The sequence below is a fragment of the Streptomyces sp. NPDC031274 genome, assembly GCF_055570235.1.
This window is the reverse complement of record NZ_JBVIHP010000006.1, coordinates 314,433-331,651: the sequence shown is the minus strand read 5'-3', so window position 1 is coordinate 331,651 and position 17,219 is coordinate 314,433. Positions and strand designations below refer to the sequence as shown.

At 70.3% G+C, this 17,219-nt stretch carries 17 protein-coding genes and 1 pseudogene; 9 read left to right on the top strand and 9 right to left on the bottom strand.

Annotated features, from left to right (window positions below; genetic code table 11):
- The first annotated feature begins 40 nt into the window (after nt 1-40).
- The 3 genes from ACZ5CR_RS13295 to ACZ5CR_RS13285 all read left to right on the top strand — a co-directional run bounded on the left by ACZ5CR_RS13295 (nt 41) and on the right by ACZ5CR_RS13285 (nt 3,290).
- Nucleotides 41-1,744 (top strand): S1C family serine protease, encoded by a 1,704-nt coding sequence (locus ACZ5CR_RS13295; protein WP_468856833.1) that lies wholly within the window; start codon nt 41-43, stop codon nt 1,742-1,744.
- 82 nt (nt 1,745-1,826) lie between these two features.
- Entirely contained in the window at nt 1,827-2,309 is a 483-nt protein-coding gene (locus tag ACZ5CR_RS13290) for a sec-independent translocase (protein WP_389903534.1), read from the top strand.
- A 309-nt stretch (nt 2,310-2,618) separates the two neighbouring features.
- Nucleotides 2,619-3,290, top strand: coding sequence for a hypothetical protein (locus ACZ5CR_RS13285; RefSeq protein WP_468856830.1), 672 nt, complete (start codon nt 2,619-2,621; stop codon nt 3,288-3,290).
- 121 nt (nt 3,291-3,411) lie between these two features.
- Here the strand turns inward: ACZ5CR_RS13285 and ACZ5CR_RS13280 are convergent, their stop codons facing one another.
- Genes ACZ5CR_RS13280 through ACZ5CR_RS13270 form a run of 3 tightly spaced genes read right to left on the bottom strand, consistent with a single transcriptional unit; the run spans nt 3,412 to nt 6,429 of the window.
- Nucleotides 3,412-4,545 carry an Mrp/NBP35 family ATP-binding protein gene (locus ACZ5CR_RS13280; RefSeq protein WP_351163497.1) on the bottom strand — a complete coding sequence of 378 codons (1,134 nt, stop codon included), beginning with the start codon at nt 4,543-4,545 and terminating at the stop codon, nt 3,412-3,414.
- 44 nt (nt 4,546-4,589) lie between these two features.
- Nucleotides 4,590-5,165, bottom strand: coding sequence for a DUF1003 domain-containing protein (locus ACZ5CR_RS13275; protein ID WP_468856828.1), 576 nt, complete (start codon nt 5,163-5,165; stop codon nt 4,590-4,592).
- Nucleotides 5,152-6,429 carry a magnesium transporter MgtE N-terminal domain-containing protein gene (locus ACZ5CR_RS13270; protein ID WP_468856825.1) on the bottom strand — a complete coding sequence of 426 codons (1,278 nt, stop codon included), beginning with the start codon at nt 6,427-6,429 and terminating at the stop codon, nt 5,152-5,154. Before ACZ5CR_RS13270 ends, ACZ5CR_RS13275 begins: the two co-directional genes overlap by 14 nt.
- A gap of 299 nt (nt 6,430-6,728) precedes the next feature.
- Between ACZ5CR_RS13270 and ACZ5CR_RS13265 the strand changes: the two genes are divergently transcribed.
- Entirely contained in the window at nt 6,729-7,451 is a 723-nt protein-coding gene (locus ACZ5CR_RS13265; protein ID WP_468856932.1) for a hypothetical protein, read from the top strand.
- A 111-nt stretch (nt 7,452-7,562) separates the two neighbouring features.
- On the opposite strand, the gene ACZ5CR_RS13260 is transcribed toward ACZ5CR_RS13265, so the two are convergent.
- A complete protein-coding gene (locus tag ACZ5CR_RS13260; protein ID WP_468856823.1) occupies nt 7,563-8,075 on the bottom strand; it encodes a hypothetical protein in 513 nt (170 codons plus the stop codon).
- Between the two features lie 28 nt (nt 8,076-8,103).
- Nucleotides 8,104-9,225: a magnesium and cobalt transport protein CorA gene (locus tag ACZ5CR_RS13255; RefSeq protein WP_468856820.1), complete on the bottom strand. Its 1,122-nt coding sequence runs from the start codon at nt 9,223-9,225 to the stop codon at nt 8,104-8,106.
- 482 nt (nt 9,226-9,707) lie between these two features.
- Here ACZ5CR_RS13255 and ACZ5CR_RS13250 point away from each other — a divergent pair, with 482 nt between their 5' ends.
- Nucleotides 9,708-10,292 carry a suppressor of fused domain protein gene (locus ACZ5CR_RS13250; RefSeq protein WP_468856819.1) on the top strand — a complete coding sequence of 195 codons (585 nt, stop codon included), beginning with the start codon at nt 9,708-9,710 and terminating at the stop codon, nt 10,290-10,292.
- A gap of 36 nt (nt 10,293-10,328) precedes the next feature.
- On the opposite strand, the gene ACZ5CR_RS13245 is transcribed toward ACZ5CR_RS13250, so the two are convergent.
- Nucleotides 10,329-11,582, bottom strand: a complete 1,254-nt coding sequence (locus ACZ5CR_RS13245; protein WP_468856816.1) for an MFS transporter — start codon at nt 11,580-11,582, stop codon at nt 10,329-10,331.
- A gap of 224 nt (nt 11,583-11,806) precedes the next feature.
- On the opposite strand from ACZ5CR_RS13245, the gene ACZ5CR_RS13240 reads away from it, so the two are divergent.
- The 3 genes from ACZ5CR_RS13240 (at nt 11,807) to ACZ5CR_RS13230 (ending at nt 14,275) form a co-directional block, all read left to right on the top strand.
- Entirely contained in the window at nt 11,807-12,448 is a 642-nt protein-coding gene (locus tag ACZ5CR_RS13240) for a DUF6758 family protein (RefSeq protein ID WP_389903514.1), read from the top strand.
- Between the two features lie 253 nt (nt 12,449-12,701).
- A complete protein-coding gene (locus tag ACZ5CR_RS13235) occupies nt 12,702-13,568 on the top strand; it encodes a PHP domain-containing protein (protein WP_468856814.1) in 867 nt (288 codons plus the stop codon).
- 101 nt (nt 13,569-13,669) lie between these two features.
- The gene (locus ACZ5CR_RS13230; RefSeq protein ID WP_468856811.1) at nt 13,670-14,275 is read left to right on the top strand and encodes a MarC family protein; all 606 of its coding nucleotides are present in this window, start codon (nt 13,670-13,672) and stop codon (nt 14,273-14,275) included.
- Nucleotides 14,276-14,392: 117 nt separating this feature from the next.
- Here ACZ5CR_RS13230 and ACZ5CR_RS13225 read toward each other — a convergent pair whose 3' ends face one another.
- Complete coding sequence (locus ACZ5CR_RS13225; protein WP_389903510.1) at nt 14,393-14,545, bottom strand: hypothetical protein; 153 nt, start codon at nt 14,543-14,545, stop codon at nt 14,393-14,395.
- Between the two features lie 207 nt (nt 14,546-14,752).
- Here ACZ5CR_RS13225 and ACZ5CR_RS13220 point away from each other — a divergent pair, with 207 nt between their 5' ends.
- Nucleotides 14,753-15,658 (top strand): NYN domain-containing protein, encoded by a 906-nt coding sequence (locus ACZ5CR_RS13220; protein ID WP_468856807.1) that lies wholly within the window; start codon nt 14,753-14,755, stop codon nt 15,656-15,658.
- Nucleotides 15,659-15,661: 3 nt separating this feature from the next.
- Here ACZ5CR_RS13220 and ACZ5CR_RS13215 read toward each other — a convergent pair whose 3' ends face one another.
- Both ACZ5CR_RS13215 and ACZ5CR_RS13210 read right to left on the bottom strand, forming a co-directional pair.
- On the bottom strand, nt 15,662-16,528 hold the full coding sequence (locus ACZ5CR_RS13215) for an alpha/beta fold hydrolase (protein ID WP_468856804.1): 867 nt from the start codon (nt 16,526-16,528) through the stop codon (nt 15,662-15,664).
- A gap of 425 nt (nt 16,529-16,953) precedes the next feature.
- A pseudogene (locus ACZ5CR_RS13210) lies at nt 16,954-17,219 on the bottom strand (DEAD/DEAH box helicase); the annotation flags it as partial.

Here is a 17,219-nt window from a genome sequence, read left to right as displayed (position 1 = left end):
ATGTGAACGGCGTCCGCCGTAGGCCAGGTGTGGGGAGAGCATGGACGAGGGCAAGCCCACGAAGGCGAAATGGTGGAGCCGTCCCAAGTCGGCGTCCGCGCCTGACGGAACGGACGCGGGGGCGGCAGAGGCCGCCGGACGAGCGGAGGACACGTCCGGCGACTTCACGCTGGCCGCGGCGACTCCGCCTGCGGCGATGCCGGGGGGTGAGCCCGCGCCGGGTTCCGCGCCGGGGCCCGCGCCCGTGCCCGGCTCCACCGAGGCGTTTCCGGTCGACTCGGCGCCCGTCGACGTCACCCCGGCCGCCCCCGCCCCCGCCGAGCGCCCCCGCCCACTGCACGACCCCGACCCCTACAGCACCCCGCCCTACGGCGAGCCGGGCCCCTGGGCCCCCGCCCCGCCCGTCCAGCACCCGGCGGCCACCCCCGCGCACGGCACGCAGCTCCCTGCGGCCCCCAGCGGAACCCCGCCGCACGGCACCCCGAACCCCACACCCCCGCAAGGCGTCGCCCCGCAGCCACCGCCCCAACCGCAACACCCCCAGGCCCCCGCCCCTCCCCGCCAGCCCTACGACCCCTGGAACGCCCCCCTCCAGCAGACCGGTGCCGTTCCTGTCGATGAGGAGAGGCAGAAGAAGCGCGGGCGGCGGATCATCCTGGTCGGGGTTGCCGTCATCACCCTCGTGGCCGGCGGTGTCGGCGGAGTCTTCGGGGCCTATCTGGAGCGCAACGGCGGCGGTACGGACATCGAGCTGCCGCAGGTGGACTCGAAGAGCAAGGCGCGCGCCAAGGACAGCGTCGCCGGGATCGCGGCGAGCTCGCTGCCCGGCGTCGTGACCCTGCACGTCAGCGGCGACGAGGCGCAGGGCACCGGGACCGGTTTCGTGCTCGACGGCAAGGGCCACATCCTCACCAACAACCACGTGGTCGAGCCCGCGGGGACCGGCGGCGAGATATCGGTGACGTTCAGCGGCGGCGAGACCGCCAAGGCGGAGGTCATCGGCCGCGACTCCGGGTACGACCTCGCCGTGGTCAAGGTCTCCAGGGTGCGCGGACTCAAGCCGCTGCCCCTCGGCAACTCCGAGAACGTCCAGGTGGGCGACCCCGTGGTGGCCATCGGTGCCCCCTTCGACCTGGAGAACACCGTCACCTCCGGCATCATCAGCGCCAAGGAGCGGCCCATCACCGCCGGTGGGGAGAAGGGCGACGGCAGCGACATCAGTTACGTCGACGCGCTCCAGACCGACGCCCCCATCAACCCCGGGAACTCCGGCGGCCCCCTGGTCGACTCCGAGGCCCGGGTCATCGGCATCAACAGCGCCATACGCTCCGCCGACGACAGCTCGGCGCCCGGCGGGGGCCAGGCCGGTTCGATAGGGCTCGGCTTCGCCATCCCCATCAACCAGGGCAAGCGCGTCGCCGAAGAGCTGATCAACACCGGCAAGGCCACGCACCCCGTGATCGGTGTCACGCTCGACATGGAGTACACGGGCGACGGCGCCCGCGTCGGCGACAAGGGCAAGGACGACGGCCCAGCCGTGAACAAGGGCGGCCCCGGCGATCGCGCCGGAATCAAGCCGGGCGACGTCATCACCGAGGTGGACGGCCAGCGCATCCACTCCGGCGACGAGCTCATCGTCAAGATCCGAGCCCACCGCCCCAAGGACAGTCTCGAATTGACGGTCCAGCGTGCCGGAAAAGACCGGAAAGCGACGCTCGTGCTCGGTGCGTCGAGCGGCAACTGATCCACGTCTGTCGCCCAGCGGCTACCGGACGGACAGGAACGCCGGGTACCGTGGACCCGGTCCGGATGGCAAGGAGCTAAAGGTGTTCTCAGACATTGGCCCGCTCGAGGTAGTGGCGCTGATCATCCTCGCTGTGCTCGTTTTCGGCCCGGACAAGCTTCCCAAGCTGATTCAGGACGCCTCGCGCACCATCCGTAAGATCCGCGAATTCTCCGACAGCGCCAAGGAAGACATTCGCAGCGAACTCGGCCCGGAATTCAAGGACTTCGAGTTCGAGGACCTGAATCCGAAGACCTTCATCCGCAAGCAGATCGACAACGACGAGCTCGGTCTGAAGGAAATCCGGAACGGCTTCGATCTCAAGAAGGAGATGGCCGAGGTCACGGATGCCGTGCACGGGCGTGAGAGTGAATCCGCCGACGGCGCGGCCGCCACGTCCAGTGCGTCCGACGCGGCTGGTGACCGTGTGGACATGGCCAAGAAGGACGGCCGTATCGACATGGACAAGAAGCCAGGGAAGGCCGCACCCGCCGAGCACCCGCCGTTCGACGCGGACGCCACCTGACCTCCGTCCGACGCGGACGCCACCTGACCTCTCCATCCGATGGCCTGCGTGCGATGACCTCCGTCCGGCCTGTGTCCGACCCCCGCCCGGTCTTCGCCTGATCTTCGCCCGACCTTCGCCCGACCTCCTGCGAGGCCCCCTCGGCGCGCCCCCGATCGCGCCCCGGGACACTCCCTTTGAGACACCCGTCGGCCTACCGGTGTAGCAGCTTCCGGAACGGGTGTGGCTATCCTGCCTTGTTGTCCGGCTGAGGACGCCCGAGGGGGGCGGGCCCATCGGACCGATGAGATAGAGGAGGCGGCCGGGTACATGGAGACGACAAGTCGCGTAGGCGCACAGGCGCCGGCCGCGGACGGCGGCGCGCAAGCGACGCCCTCCGCCCGGCGCACGGTCGACAGCTATCTGCTGGCGCCCTTCCCCTGGTACGGCCTCGACGAGGCCTTCACGGGGCAGCGCTGGCTGATGCAGGTCGGCACCGCCGCGGACGGCGCGGTGGAGCACGGCTCCATCGGGCACGGCGATGAGCCGTCGGTACGGAGCGACGGACCCTTCGGGAACAGCGACAAGGAGCGCTTCGCGGCCGTGGTGACCGTCGCGGCCAACCCGGTGCGGCACAGCCCCGACGGCACGGGCCTGCTGGAGGCGACCTCGGTGTCGTCCGCGGCCTGGCTCGCCGGAGTGGGGCTGCTGTCCTTCACCTGGCCCCATCAGATGGACCACAGCCTGCGTGACGACTGGCTGGACCAGCAGACCGAGACGGCCTGGGTCCTCGCTGACGACCTTCAGGGCGAGGACTGGTCGACGCTCTCGCTCCCGGTGGACGGGGTGCCGACCTCGTTCCACTACCGCGAGTCCGAGTTCGGCTGGGTGCTCGCCGGGTCCACCAAGGAGGGCGTGCACCTGGGCGCGTACGGACGCGGCATGAGCGCGTACGGCCTGGGCTTCTCGGTGGTCAAGGACATCCACGAGTACGCGGCCTGAGCCCTCCGCCGGAATCGCGGTGGTGAGCCCTCAGGGCTGCTGCCCCGCACCCATACGCCGATGGGGCGCCGCTCATCATGAGCGGCGCCCCATCGGCGTACGGCAGAGGCGCGGAAAGGCCTCAGAACTTGTTGCGCGGGGTGATTCCCAGGGTCATGCCCGCGAGGCCGCGCTGGCGGCCGCCCAGCTTGCCGGCGATCGTGCGCAGCGCCGAGCCCGCCGGGGAGTCCGGGTCCGTCAGGACGACCGGCTTGCCCTCGTCGCCGCCTTCGCGCAGGCGGACGTCGATGGGGATGGAGCCGAGGACCGGGACGTTGGCGCCGGTGGTCTTGGTCAGGCCCTCGGCGACCCGCTGGCCGCCGCCCGTGCCGAAGACGTCGACCATCTCGCCGCAGTGCGGGCAGGGAAGTCCTGCCATGTTCTCGACGACGCCGACGATCTTCTGGTGGGTCTGTACGGCGATGGAGCCCGCGCGCTCGGCGACCTCGGCCGCCGCCTGCTGGGGCGTCGTCACGACCAGGATCTCGGCGTTCGGGACCAGCTGGGCGACGGAGATCGCGATGTCGCCGGTGCCCGGGGGCAGGTCGAGGAGCAGGACGTCCAGGTCGCCCCAGAAGACGTCCGCGAGGAACTGCTGGAGGGCGCGGTGGAGCATCGGTCCGCGCCATACGACCGGGGCGTTGCCCGGCGTGAACATGCCGATGGAGATGACCTTCACGCCGTGCGCCGACGGCGGCATGATCATGTCCTCGACCTGGGTGGGCTTGCCGTCCGCGCCCAGCATCCGGGGTACGGAGTGGCCGTAGATGTCCGCGTCCACGACGCCGACCTTCAGGCCGTCCGCCGCCATCGCGGCCGCGAGGTTCACCGTCACCGAGGACTTGCCGACGCCGCCCTTGCCGGACGCGACCGCGTAGACCCGGGTCAGCGATCCCGGCTTGGCGAAGGGGACCTCGCGCTCGGCGGTGCCCCCGCGCAGGGCGCTCGCCAGCTCCTTGCGCTGCTCGTCGCTCATCACGTCGAGGGTGACGTCGACGTGCGTGACGCCTTCGACGGCGGCGACCGCGTCGGTCACGTTCTTCGTGATGGTCTCGCGCATCGGGCACCCGGAGACCGTGAGGTACACGGTGACCGCCACCACCCCATCAGGGGAGATGTCTACCGATTTGACCATCCCCAATTCAGTGATGGGTCGGTGGATCTCGGGGTCGTTCACCGTCGCCAGTGCTTCACGCACCGCGTCTTCCGTAGCCATAAGACCGATAGTACGGCGCGGTAACCCCGCCCCGGAAAGAGCCGTCAACGGTCGCCTAGATCACGCCCGCCGCTCTCCTCCGCCGGGAATACCGCGCGGCTCCCCGCACGCTGCTGCTCCAGCTCCCTGACCAGGTCCTGGAGTTCGGAACGGATCCAGTCGCGGGTGGCGACCTCGCCGAGACCCATGCGCAGCGAGGCGATCTCGCGGCTCAGATATTCGGTGTCCGCGATGGAGCGCTCGTTCTGCTTGCGGTCCTGTTCGAGGTTGACCCGGTCCCTGTCGTCCTGCCGGTTCTGCGCGAGCAGGATCAGGGGAGCCGCGTAGGACGCCTGGAGGGAGAGCGCGAGGGTCAGGAACAGGAAGGGGAACGGGTCGAAGCGCAGCGCCTGCGGTGCCCAGACGTTCCAGCCGACCCACACGATGATGGTGACCGTCATCCAGACGATGAAGCGCCCCGTGCCCAGGAACCGCGCGATCCGCTCGGAGAGCCGCCCGAAGGCCTCGGGGTCGTACTCCGGCAGGAACCTGCGGCGCGGCGGCCTCGGCTGGTCGAGGCGGAAGCGGGGAGCGATCCGCTGCTCGACGCGGGTGTCCCGCTCGCGGTCAGCCGGCGGCACGTGGCGCCCCCTCCTCCTGGTGGAACTCCGTCTCGCGCCAGTCGTCCGGCAGCATGTGGTCGAGCACGTCGTCGACCGTGACCGCCCCGAGCAGCGAGCCGCCCTCGTCGACGACGGGGGCCGCCACCATGTCGTACGTGGCGAAGAATCCGGCGACCTGGGGCAGCGTGGTCTCCGGCGCGAGGGTCTGCAGATCGTCGTCGAGGATCGAGCTGACCAGCGTGTACGGCGGATCGCGCAGGAGCCGCTGGAAGTGCACGGTGCCCAGATACTTGCCCGTCGGTGTCTCGTCCGGCGGACGGCACACGTAGACCTGCGCGGCGAGCGCGGGGGAGAGGTCCTGCTGGCGCACCCGCGCGAGGGCGTCCGCGACCGTCGAGTCGGGCCTCAGCACGATCGGCTCGGTCGTCATCAGACCGCCCGCGGTGCGCTCCTCGTACGCCATCAGGCGCCGCACGTCGGCGGCGTCGTCCGGCTGCATCAGCGTGAGCAGCCGCTCCTTGTCGTCCTCGGGCAGCTCGGCGAGCAGGTCGGCCGCGTCGTCCGGGTCCATCGCCTCCAGGACGTCGGCGGCGCGCTCCTCCTTGAGCTTGCCGAGGATCTCGATCTGGTCGTCCTCGGGGAGCTCTTCGAGGACGTCGGCGAGCCGGTCGTCGTCGAGCGCGGCCGCCACCTCCGTCCGCCGTTTCGGCGAGAGGTGGTGCAGGACGTTGGCGAGGTCGGCGGGGCGCAGCTGTTCGAGGGTGGCGAGCAGGCTCTCGGCGCCCTGGCCGTGCTCCTCCAGCGAGAAGCCGTCGACGGCCGACCACTCGACGGTGAGCGTCTCGCCCTTGCGCCGGAAGGTGCGGCCTTTCCCCTTGCGTACGAAGACCCGGTCGATCTCCCAGTCGCGCCGGGCCGGAAGCTGCTGCACCGCCACGTCGAGGACGGTCACCTCCTCGCCCGTCTCGACGAGCCTGACCCGCCGGTCGAGCATCTCGCCGAGCACGAGCCGCTCGGTGGGCCGCTGCTCGAAACGCCGCACGTTCAGTACGCCGGTCGTGATGACCTGGCCCGTCTCGATGCCGGTCACGCGGGTCATCGGCAGGAAGATGCGGCGCCGCGTGGACAGCTCGACGACGAGGCCGAGGAGCCGGGGCGGCCTGCGCTGCACCCCGAGCATCGCCACCAGGTCGCGCACCCGTCCGACCTGGTCGCCGTTCGGGTCGAAGACGGCGCTGCCGGCCAGGTGCGAGACGAAGACCCGGGAGGCGCTCGCCGCCATGTCACGCGCCTCCCTCGCTCCTGCGTCAGCTCTTGGCGTCAGCTCTTGATGTCAGTTCTTGATGTCGGCTCTTGACGTTATGTGCTGTTCTGTCCTGCAATGCGGGCTTCAGGCTAGCCCGTCCCGGTCGGATGCGCCCCGGCGGAGCGTCCGGCCGCACTGGCGACGATCCACCTAGTCAGCACGGGTACGCTGCCGTACTGCCGTAGCCGTAGCCGTCGTCCCCACGAGAGGCAGCGCCCCCTGTGCCAGCCATTCCCCCGGTCCGCCGTATCCGCAAGACGGCACTCGTGAGCGCGATGTGCGCGGGTCTCGTCGTGGGGGTCACCGGCCTCACCGGGTGCAGCAGTGACGAGGATCCGGACGCGGGCACGAACGGCATCGGCAAACTCTCCGCCGCGAAGATCCAGAGCAAGTCCCGAGCGGCGGCCGACGCGGCACCCGCGGTACGGCTCGCGGGCACGCTGGTCAGCAAGGGCCACACGTACAAGCTCGACATGCGCCTGAAGGAAGAGGGCGGCACCGGCTCCGTGACCTCGAAGGGGGAGACCTTCCAGCTGCTGCGCGTCGGCAAGGAGCTCTTCCTGAAGGCCGACTCCGCCTTCTGGACCCACGAGGACGCCAAGGGCGGCGCCGAGAAGCCCGGCAAGACGGACGACGCGGCCGCGGCCAAGCTCGACGGCAAGTTCGTGAAGGTGCCCGCGGGAGACGCGGCCTACAAGCAGCTGAGCGGCTTCACGGACAAGGACCTCCTCCTGGACGGCATGCTCACCCTGCACGGCGAGCTGGCCACCGGCGACCGCGGTACGACGGACGGCAACCCCACCATCGAGATCAACGGCGACGAGGGCGCGGGCGGCACCCTGGACGTCTCCCTGGAGGGCAAGCCCTACCCGCTGCGCCTGGAGCGCGCGGGCGACACGGGCACGCTCCGGCTCAGCGACTGGGGCCAGGACTTCACGCTCGCCGAACCCGACAAGGACGAGATGGTGGACTACGGCGAGCAGCTGCCCACGTCGTAGGGGCGGTGTGCGTACAAGCGGTGTGCGTGCAAGCGGCGTGCGTAGAGGCGGCGTGCGTGCGCCGTGGGGGCGCGCCAGGCGGTGCGTACGCCGTGGTCGGCGCGTGCACGTCTAGCCGCGCCGCTTCTTCCGCTTGAACAGCAGCCGCGGCAGACTCTCGGGCACCGGCTGCCGGGTGGTCGCCGCGGTCGGCAGCGGCGGGGCCGCGAGGGAACCGTCGGGCAGGTCGGTGATCGTGTCCCGCGGGGTGAGCCGGACGACGCGGCACTCGTCCGCCCAGCGCTGCGGCATCCGCTCGCCGTCGGGCGCGTTCAGGCGCTTGCCCTTGAGCTCGGCGACAGCCGCCTCCCACGCCTCGGAGCGCGGCGCCAGCTCGGTCACCTGAGCCGTCCAGGCGATGAGCCGCCCGCCCTTGTCCTTGCTGCGTACGGTGACTTCGGCGGTGCCGCCGTCGACGAGCCCCGGCAACGGCTGCTCTCCGGGGCCGTCGCCGATGAGGTGCGCCGCACCCTCGTGCCATACGTGCCACAGGGCGCGGGCCGGTTCTTCGCCGCGCACCCAGATGAGGCCCGACTTCTTGGTGGCCTCCTCGACGAGGGCCTGGGCGAGCAGCGTTTCTGTCATGCGCGCAGCCTATCGACAGGCCTTGCGGCTACAGCCAGCCGTTGCGCTTGAGGGTGCGGTGGATCGTGAAGCAGGCGCCGGCGATGAGGACGAGCACCATCGGGTAGCCGAACCGCCAGTGCAGCTCGGGCATGTGCTCGAAGTTCATGCCGTAGACCCCGCAGACCGCCGTCGGCACGGCGATGATCGCCGCCCAGGAGGTGATCTTGCGCATGTCCTCGTTCTGCGCGACCGCTGCCTGCGCGAGGTTGGCCTGCAGGATCGAGTTGAGCAGTTCGTCGAAGCCCACGACCTGTTCCTGGACGCGGGCCAGGTGGTCGGCGACGTCGCGGAAGTACTTCTGGATGTCCGGGTCGACGAGCCGCATCGGCCGCTCGCTCAGGAGCAGCATGGGCCGAAGCAGCGGGGACACGGCCCGCTTGAACTCCAGGACCTCCCTCTTGAGCTGGTAGATCCGCCCGGCGTCGACACCGCGCGCGGAGCCCTTGCCCTTGCTCGGGGCGGAGAACACCTCGGTCTCCACCTCGTCGATGTCGTCCTGCATGGCGTCGGCCACCGCGAGATAGCCGTCGACGACGTGGTCCGCGATGGTGTGCAGGACGGCAGAAGGCCCCTTGGCGAGGAGCTCGGGCTCCTCCTGGAGCCGGCGCCGCAGGGCGCGCAGCGAGCCGTGGCCGCCGTGCCGCACGGTGATGAAGAAGTCCCGCCCGGTGAAGCACATCACCTCGCCGGTCTCCACGATCTCGCTGGTGGCGGTGAGCTCGGCGTGCTCGACGTAGTGGATGGTCTTGAAGACGGTGAAGAGCGTGTCGTCGTAGCGCTCGAGCTTGGGCCGCTGGTGGGCGTGGACCGCGTCCTCGACGGCGAGCGGGTGCAGCCCGAACTCGGCGGCGATACCGGAGAATTCGGCCTCGGTCGGCTCGTGCAGACCGATCCAGGCGAAGCCGCCGTCGCGGCGCACCTGGAGCATCGCCTCGTGCGGAGTGAGGGTGTCGTCGCAGGCCGCGCGGCGGCCGTCGCGGTAGACGGCGCAGTCGACGACGGCGGATGCGGCCGTCGGGTCGCGCGTGGTGTCGTACGAGCTGTAGGCGCTGCCGTCCTTGCGGAGCGAGGGGCGTACGGCGGCGCGAAGGTCACGGATCATCGACATGGGCAGGCTCCTTTGACGGAGGCCGCCGGCGGCGGGTGGAACTACCCGGAATGGGGACGTCCTGCTGAAGATGTTTGGCACGTCCACAAAGCGGGGAGCACCGCACCATCGCGGTGGCAGCTTCGCTACTGACTCAGATCAGATAACTCAGAGAGATCAGGTGGAAACGAAGTGCTCTTCCGTCGCACGCGAGCACGGAGAGTACAGGCGCACAGTGGCAGCTACAGGGCTGCGTGAGGTGTCAGACGGAAGAACGGGTGGTACTGCACGGTCGACTTCGATCCATGGCAGCCCCACCTCCTCCGGCCGGTCCCCCGTAGGGGAAGTCCCAAGCGCGTAGCGCGCGAAGTCATCTGCCCGGGCTTGAGAGCGCGCTCTGCGTGCTGCCTTCGTGCTGCCCGGAACCAGCGGCCAACACTATCAGCCGACTGAAGTGTCAAGCCCCGTCTTTACCCTCCACTGATGAGTTCTATGCTCGCGTCATGGCTGATGTTCTTGCTCTGGTCGAGGCCCGTCTCCGTACTGGCCTGGGTGAACCGGACGCCCGCGCCGCGGTGACCTTCCTCGGCACCGACCGCGTCGAAGTGTTGCGCTTCACGGACGGGGACGTGGTCAGATACGCCACCCTCGGCATGGCGGCCCAGCCGATGGCCGACCCCACCGCCGCCCTGGCCGACCCGGTCAAGGGCCCGCGCGCGGAGCTGATCCTTTCCGTACGAGGCGGCGTGGCCGACACGGACAAGGTGCTGCGCCCCCTCGCCGTACTGGCGGCCTCACCTCAGGTCGAGGGCCTGATCGTGACCCCCGGCGCCTCGCTCGACGTGGGCGAACCGCTGTGGCCCGGCGCGCAGTTCACCTCGGTGCTCGTCGCCGAGCCGGGGGGCCTGGTGGAGGACCTGGAGCTCGACGAGCCGATGGAGCCCGTACGTTTCCTGCCGCTGCTGCCCATGACGCCGAACGAGGCGGCGTGGAAGCGGGTGCACGGCGCGCAGGCCCTTCAGGAACGGTGGTTGAACAGCGGGGCGGACCTGCGCGATCCGCTACGCAGGTCCGTTTCCCTGGACTGAAGTCCCCTACTGGGCCGAAGTTCCTTGTCGGCGGCCTCAGTTGGCGAAGACGGTGACGCTGTCCTCCGTGGCGTGCTTCGGTTCGAGCTCCGCGGCCTCGTGGTTGAGGGCGTCCTTGCGGACCCAGACCACGACCGCTCCGAGCGCCGCCGTGACGGCCGCGACCACGAACGGGATGTGGATGTCGCTCCACTCCTCGATCTTCGGCGCGAAGAACGGCGCGGCGGCGGCCGCGAACCACCGGACGAAGTTGTAACCGGCGCTTGCCACCGGGCGCGGCGCGTCCGAGACGCCGAGCGCGAGCTCGGTGTAGACGGTGTTGTTCACGCCGATGAAGGCGCCGGACAGGATCGTGCAGACGATGGCCGTGGCGTGGTTGCCGTACCCGAGCACCAGGACGTCCGCCGCGAGAAGGACCAGCGAACCGCCGAGCACCTTCAGGGAGCCGAACCGCGCCTGCAGCCGCGGGGCCACGAGCACCGAGAAGACCGCGAGCAGCAGGCCCCAGGCGAAGAAGATCGCACCCGACTTGTACGGGGTCATGTTCAGCACGAACGGCGTGAAGGCCAGGACCGTGAAGAACGTGTAGTTGTAGAAGAACGCGGAGGCGGCGGCGGACGCGAGACCGCCGTGTCCCAGGGCCTTGATCGGGGCGAGCAGTGATGTCTTCTGCGCGGGCTTGGGCTGCTCCTTCAGGAACGCCGTGATGCAGAGGAAGCCGACCGCCATCAGCACCGCGGTGCCGAAGAACGGGTAGCGCCAGCTGGCGTTGCCGAGCACCGCGCCGAGCAGCGGTCCGCACGCCATGCCGAGGCCGAGCGCCGATTCGTAGAGCAGGATCGCCGCGGCGCTGCCGCCGGCCGCCGCGCCGACGATGACGGCAAGGGCGGTCGACACGAAGAGCGCGTTGCCAAGGCCCCATCCCGCGCGGAACCCGACGAGCTCGCCGACCGATCCCGAGGTGCCCGCGAGTCCGGCGAAGACCACGACGAGTGCGAGGCCGAGGAGCAGGGTCTTCTTGCCGCCGATCCGGCTGGAGACGAATCCGGTCACCAGCATCGCGACGGCGGTGATGAGGAAGTAGGAGGTGAAGAGCAGGGAGACCTGGCTGGCGGAGGCGTCGAGGCCCTTGGCGATGGAGGGCAGGATCGGGTCGACGAGCCCGATGCCCATGAAGGCGACGACGGACGCGCCCGCGGTCGCCCAGACAGCCTTCGGCTGACGCAGAAGGCTCGGGGCTCCCTCGTCGAACGGGTCCCCTTCGGCGGGACCTCCTGTGCTGCTGTTCATGCCTGCTCCTTAGCGGCTTCCGTAAGCGGCTTCCGTGGTGCGGCTCGCAGAAGCGGCTTCCGTCGAGATCGTTGACGTATACATATATTAGTTAGCGAGGCTAAAAGATGCAAGCTACATCTAGCTTCGCCTGGTGGCGGGGCCACGGACAGGGCCACGGACAGGGCCACCGGACGGGTGATCGTCCTTGACGGGGCGACGGCCGGGGAGGACGGTTGGTCGTTATGAGGGGCGAACCCAGTTGCCCGAAGTGTGGTGGCCGGGTCAGGGCTCCCGGTCTCTTTGCCGATTCCTGGCAGTGCGGTGTGCACGGGACGGTGCATCCGCTGCAGCCGGTGATCCCACCCAGCGTCGAGGCTCTCCAGGTCGTGGTGCACCGCGCGCAGGTGCCGGTCTGGATGCCGTGGCCGCTGCCGGTCGGCTGGCTGTTCACGGGTGTGGCCTGCGCGGGTGACGACCGCAGCGGCGGCCGTGCGACCGCCGTGGCCTGCTCGGGGCCCGCGCCGCTCGGCGGCATGGGAGAGCTGGTCCTTGTCGCCGAGGAGCTCGGCGTCGGCCTCGGCGCGCGGTACGCGGGCATCGACGGCCCGGACCCCGGGCCCTACCTGAACGTGGAGAAGCCGCCACCGGCCAAGCTCCTCGCGGCAGGCAGGCCGACCCCGATGTGGCATGTGGCGGGTGCGCCGGACGACCGTGCGGTCTTCGCGGGCGAGGCGCGCGGGCTGTGGCTGTGGGCGATCGCGTGGCCGGAGCAGTCGGGGCTCTTGATGTACGACGAGCTGGTGCTCACCGATCTGCGGGACGCGGGGGCCGAGACGGACCTGCTGCCGTGCGGGGCGCTTTCGCCGCGGATTCTGATGCCGTGAGGGCGTGGTGCCCGGAGGGCGTGAGGGCGTAACGGTGTGATGGTGGCGCCTGGTGGGGCTGTTGCCGCCGTGAGGGGTGTCTCCTCTGTGGCGGACGGGGGAGTGTTCGAGTCCCGTTATCCTTGAGCGTCCCCCTGGCGCCTGTCGCTCGCGTCTCACTCGCGTCACTTGCGCCGGTCGAGTCAGCCGTAGTCAGCTGTAGTGAGTCGTAGTCAGCCGTAGGTCGTCCCGTCAGAGTCTGGAGTTCAGCGTCGTGCGCATCGATCTGCACACCCACTCCACGGCTTCCGACGGCACGGACACCCCGGCGCAGCTGGTGCGCAACGCTGCCGCCGCCGGGCTCGACGTCGTCGCGCTCACGGACCACGACACCACCCGCGGACACGCGGAGGCCGTCGCGGCCCTGCCCGCGGGCCTCACCCTTGTCACCGGCGCCGAACTCTCGTGCCGCCTCGACGGCGTGGGCCTGCACATGCTGGCCTACCTCTTCGACCCCGACGAGCCGGAACTCTCCCGCGAGCGCGAGCTCGTGCGCGACGACCGGGTGCCCCGCGCCAAGGCGATGGTCGGCAAGCTCCAGGAGCTCGGCGTCCCGGTCACCTGGGAGCAGGTCGCGCGCATCGCGGGCGACGGCTCGGTCGGCCGCCCGCACATCGCCGAGGCCCTGGTGGAACTGGGCGTCGTGCCGACCGTCTCGGACGCCTTCACGTCCGACTGGCTGGCGGACGGCGGCCGCGCGTACGCCGAGAAGCACGAACTGGACCCCTTCGACGCGATCCGCCTGGTCAAGGCCGCGGGCGGCGTCACCGTCTTCGCGCACCCGGCGGCGGTCAAGCGGGGGCAGGTGGTGCCCGAGGCCGCGATAGCGGCGCTGGCCGCCGCCGGTCTCGACGGTGTCGAGGCCGACCACATGGACCACGACCCGGCCACCCGCACCCGGCTGCACGGCCTCGCCGTGGACCTCGGCCTGCTTGCCACGGGGTCGAGCGACTACCACGGCAGCCGGAAGACCTGCGTACTCGGGGAGTTCACGACCGACCCCGAGATCTACGGGGAGATCACGCGCCGCGCGACCGGGGCGTTCCCGGTGCCGGGCGCGGGCGGAGGTCCTGCCGCGTAACAGCGGCTTCCCCGCTCGGGCCGCCAGGCTGCCCTGCCTGCCCCACCTTTTCCGCCGCCCTCGCGCGGCACTTTCGTACGACTCACCGCAAGGCCATCACTGTGTTCGACGTCGCCGTCTTCGGCTCCCTCTTTCTCACTCTTTTTGTCATCATGGATCCCCCTGGGATCACCCCGATCTTCCTCGGACTCACCTCCGGCCGTCCCGCCAAGGTGCAGCGGAAGATGGCCTTCCAGGCTGTGTGCGTCGCGTTCGGCGTGATCGCGGTCTTCGGGGTCCTGGGGCACCAGATCCTCGACTACCTGCACGTCTCCGTCCCCGCGCTGATGATCGCGGGCGGTCTGCTGCTCCTGCTGATCGCGCTCGACCTGCTCACCGGCAAGACGGACGAGCCGACGCAGACCAAGGACGTCAACGTCGCCCTCGTACCGCTCGGCATGCCGCTGCTCGCGGGGCCCGGCGCGATCGTCTCGGTCATCCTGGCCGTCCAGGACGCCGACAGCGTCGGTGCGCAGATCTCCGTGTGGACGGCGATCGTGGCGATGCACGTCGTGCTGTGGCTCGTGATGCGCTACTCGCTGCTGATCATCCGGGTCATCAAGGACGGCGGCGTGGTCCTGGTGACGCGGCTCGCGGGCATGATGCTCTCCGCGATCGCGGTGCAGCAGATCATCAACGGCGTGACGCAGGTGATCAACGGCGCCTAGGGCGCCTCCACGCGCCTCCACGCGCCTCCACCGGGGGCAGGCCGCCCGGACATGCCAAGGGCCCCCGTACCAAAGGTGTACGGGGGCCCTTCAACCTCTATCTGTTCAACCTGTGCGTTACGAGGCCTGAGATTCGGCCGGTCGGATATAGATGCGCTGGCCGATCGCTGCGGCCTGCTGCACGATCCGATTGACGGAGGCGGCGTCCACGACGGTCCGGTCCACGGCGGAGCCGTCGACGTCGTCGAGTCGCATGATTTCGAAGCGCATGGGGCGCTCCCTTCGTCTGGTCATCCTCCTGGAGGAGAACTACTGGTGTGTGGCCACCGGGACAGCTGTGTCCGGCGTTCCTACGGGTACAACGAGTTGCCCCCAGCAAACATTCCCTACGCTAAGGAAATTTTTCGACAGACTAATTACTCACGAGTAGCGAGACCGGTTGTGTTCGCTGCGTGACCGACGGGACAATGTGCCCCTATGGCCCCCATGAACGACGAGATCGAGATCAGCGCCCAGCTGGAGCGCGCCAACGGACTCCTCGAGCGCGTGCTCGCCGAGGTGGCGAAGACGCCGTCCACGCACGCGATCTTCGTCGACGCCGGATATGTGTACGCGGCGGCGGGGCGGCTCGCGGTCGGCACCGAGGACCGGCGGGCCTTCGACCTGGACGCGGAGGGCCTGATCGACGCGCTCATCGACAAGGCGCGCACGATCTTCGCGGACAGCCGTCTGCTGCGCGTCTACTGGTACGACGGTGCGCGGCGCCGCATCCACACGGTGGAGCAGCAGTCGATCGCGGAGCTGCCGGATGTCAAGGTCCGTCTCGGCAACCTCAACGCGAACAATCAACAGAAGGGCGTCGATTCCCTCATCCGGACGGATCTGGAGTCGCTGGCCCGGCACCGCGCGATCAGCGACGCGGCCCTGATCGGGGGCGACGAGGACCTGGTCTCGGCGGTGGAGGCGGCGCAGGGTTACGGCGCGCGGGTGCACCTGTGGGGCATCGAGGCGACCGACGGCCGCAACCAGGCCGAGCCGCTGCTGTGGGAGGTCGACAGCCAGCGCACGTTCGACCTCGACTTCTTCAAGCCGTACGTGTCCCGGCGCAACGCCGCGATGTCGTACGAGACGGCGGGCACTTCGCGTCCCTCGCGCGAGGACGTGCGTTTCGTCGGCGCGCAGATCGCCGCGAAGTGGCTGGCCGCGCGGGGGCGGGCGGCCCTTGTGGACCTGCTGCCGGGCCATCCGTATCTGCCGGGATCGGTGGACCAGGAACTCCTGGTGGAGGCGGAGAAGCTGCTCGCGTACTCGCTGCGGGGGCAGTCGGACCTGCGGCGGGCACTGCGGGACGGCTTCTGGGGGCAGTTGCAGACGCAGTACTAGGGGCTAGGGGCTCTCGTCGCCGGCGTTCTGGTCCCAGAAGGCGATGAGGGCCGCGGTGGTCTCCGCGGGGCGGTCGGTGTTGGGGGAGTGCTCGGCGCCGGTGATGACCGTGCGGTGGGCGTGCAGGCGGTCCGCCATGGCGTCGAGCCAGGGGATGGGCCAGGTGTCGTCGCGCTCGCCGGAGATGACGTGCTTGCGCAGGGGTACGGCGGCGAGCTCCGTGACGCGGTCGGGCTCGGCGCAGAGCTGCTTGCCGGTGGCGATGAGCTGGGCGGGGCTGTGCCGCAGCCAGCGTTCGCGCAGGACGTCACCGTCGAGGGCGGTGTCCTCGGGCGGATCGAAGGCCTGGATGGCCTCCCAGGCCTCTGCCATCGACAGGACGCCGAGCGCGTCCGTCAGCATCTTGGCGCGGGCCTGCTGAGAGGCGGAGATGGCGGCGGGCCCGGAGGCCATGAGGGTGAGCGAGGCGAAGGTGTCCGCGGGGGCGCGGAGGGTGGCGGCGCGGGCGATCTGGCCTCCGAGGGAGTGCCCCAGGAGGTGGGGCGTGCCGGTGACTGTGACCGCGTCGGCCTGGGCGAGTACGTCCTGGGCCAACTCGGCCTGGGCGTACGGGGATTCATCCTTCTCGGGGCCCCGGGTCTCGTACTGCCCGCGCCCGTCGACGGAAACCGCTCGGTAGCCGGCGTCTGCGATGGGCCTGAGCAGGGCGATGAAGTCCTCCTTGCTCCCGGTGAATCCGGGGAGCAGCAGGACGGTGCCCTTGGCCTCGCCGGCCGGGCGGGCGTCGAGGGTGGCGAAGTCGCCGCGCACGGTCTGGAGCCGCCGCGCGTCGACGCCGGGGGGCGGGGTGAAGGTGGGGGGCCTGCTCATGCCTCCGAGGCTAGTCGCAGGGGCGGGGGCGTGGAGGGGGCGGGCGGCTTTCCCGCGCTCCGCGCGGGTCTTCCCTACCCGCCCACCCGTTTACCCCGCGTCGGCGGGGTGGTCGGGCGGGGTGTCGCTCAGTTGCAGTGTGGTGCCTGTGGGTCGGAGTTGCGGCGGGTCTTTCCCGCCCACCCGCCCGTTTGCCCGGCGTTGGCGGGTCGGGCGGGGGTGGAGTCACTAGCTGCGGCGCCTGTTCGCCTGCTCGTTGCCGTCTTGTCGCGGGGTGATCGGGTGGGTGGGTGGGAGACATCCGGCGCGGAGCGCCGGGACAGGAACTGGGTTACGGCAAGGGGAAGTTGGGGGGGGGTACGCAGAAGGCCCGGCGCCCCGTACGGGGTGCCGGGCCTTCAGGCGTTGAGCCTTGGCGGAGTGCCTCAGCTCTCCTCAGCCGGTGCAGCAACCGCCTTGCGCGTACGGCGACGCGGCTTCGCCACGGCGGCCTCCTCGGCGACAGCCGGAGCCGCCTCCGCGACCTTGCGCGTACGGCGACGCGGCTTGGTCTCCTCCGTCGGCTGAGCGGGAATCTCGGCCTCGACGGTCTCGACGGCGGCTTCCGCGGCCTTGCGGGTGCGGCGGCGCGGCTTGGTGGCAGGTGCCTCGGCCTCAGCGGCAGCAGCGGCTTCGGCGACCGGCTCCGCGT